Consider the following 1,211-nt stretch of genomic DNA (forward strand, 5'->3'; position numbering starts at 1 on the left):
CAGGGAAGCGGAATCAGCCGGACACATCCAACTCCCTAACCGCATCGCGGCCGCCCTCCGGGCTTAAGGGAGTTGGACGTCGTGAACACATGAACGTTATAAGAAATCGGCGAAGAGCGTAAACACATTTTCTGAGGTGGTGATCTCGCAGATGAAGGATCCAGTTTTTATTGAGCCATATAACAATGAATGGGCTTTTAATTTTAGTGAACTTCGAAATGAAATTGTAAACCAAGTAGGCACAGCAATAGAGAGAATCGATCACATTGGGTCTACAGCCGTAATCGGATTGGCTGCAAAGCCAATCATTGATATTCAAATATCCATATTAGACTTGGACAATATCGAAGAGATTAAAAATGGACTTTCCAAATTGGGATTTCATCATCGGATAGATAATGATGACCTGACCAAAAGATATTTTAGAGAATCGCAAGGAATGAATAGAACGCATATTCATGTAAGGCAGTCGGGAAGCTGGTCAGAACAATTCAATTTGTTGTTTAGAGATTATTTAAGAGAACATGAAATTGAAAGAAATGAATATGCTCAGGTCAAATATTACCTAGCAAATCAATACAGGAATCAAAGGGAACAATACATAGAAGGCAAATCTGAAATCATATGGAGCATTATTATAAAGGCAAATAGATGGAGTCAAGAGATCGGATGGAAACCAAGTAAACCAGATCTGTAAGTAAATCGAAGAAGTCGCCGACATCCTATAACACCATGTTCACGCTTCGGGCCATTCGGCCCTCGGTCCGGCAGGAGTAGGGAAGCGTATTCGACTGGAGTAATTCAGCAGCAGGGAAGCGGAATCAGCCGGACACATCCGCACCACCTAACCGCGTCGCGGCCGGCTCCTGGCGGAGCCTTAAGGTGGTGGGACGTCGTGAACACATGAACGTTAGATGAAATTCTTAGCGGGGAAGGTCAAGTACAATGCCGTGGTGAGCCCAATATTGAAGCGGTATAATCCTTAACGGATTCTTGAATGGGTTTGGGCGGAATGGCTCCGAATATGGAACGTTTCCTCATAGACCGGAAACAGACGGATTTGACTGTGGAAAGCATACTCGAGGATACAATGGAACGTTTCCTCATAGAACGGAAACAGATGGATTTGACTGTGGAAAGCATACTCGAAGATACAATGGAACGTTTCCTCATAGACCGGAAACAGACCGGATTTGAGCTGCAAGAGTAAT

General features: G+C 44.0%; 2 protein-coding genes. One reads left to right on the forward strand and one right to left on the reverse strand.

Annotated features, from left to right (window positions below; translation table 11 throughout):
- The first annotated feature begins 151 nt into the window (after positions 1-151).
- Positions 152-697 (forward strand): GrpB family protein, encoded by a 546-nt coding sequence (locus ACFPPD_RS23285; RefSeq protein ID WP_209752081.1) that lies wholly within the window; start codon positions 152-154, stop codon positions 695-697.
- A 285-nt stretch (positions 698-982) separates the two neighbouring features.
- On the opposite strand, the gene ACFPPD_RS23290 is transcribed toward ACFPPD_RS23285, so the two are convergent.
- The coding region (locus tag ACFPPD_RS23290; protein ID WP_378083550.1) for a hypothetical protein at positions 983-1,211 on the reverse strand (229 nt) is incomplete at its 5' end.

This window comes from Cohnella suwonensis, from assembly GCF_042655365.1.
In the GTDB taxonomy this organism is placed as follows: Bacteria; Bacillota; Bacilli; order Paenibacillales; family Paenibacillaceae; genus Cohnella; species Cohnella suwonensis.